At 47.7% G+C, this 256-nt stretch carries 1 pseudogene; it reads right to left on the reverse strand.

Annotated elements, in window-relative coordinates:
- Positions 1-256, reverse strand: a pseudogene (locus tag AB4486_RS28685) (AAA family ATPase); the annotation flags it as partial.

Consider the following 256-nt stretch of genomic DNA (forward strand, 5'->3'; position numbering starts at 1 on the left):
ATGTTACCTAATGCATAGACTGCATAGGGAATAAATACAGAGGTGTGCAAAGCATTCACAATTCGGCTTGCGACAAATGTTTTACCCGTCCCTGCATGTCCATACAGCAACAAGGCACGCCCGGAGTTGATTGCAGGCCCTAGCACTGAAATCATTTTGTCGACACCATATACATCATCCAGTGCAGCCTCGACATGCGGCCGAGTCACTAGCTCTGCTCTGAGGTCTTGCTGTTTTACCACGTCACTATATTGAG

The sequence above is a fragment of the Vibrio sp. 10N.222.55.C6 genome (assembly GCF_041473395.1).
GTDB classification, from domain to species: Bacteria; Pseudomonadota; Gammaproteobacteria; order Enterobacterales; family Vibrionaceae; genus Vibrio; species Vibrio crassostreae_C.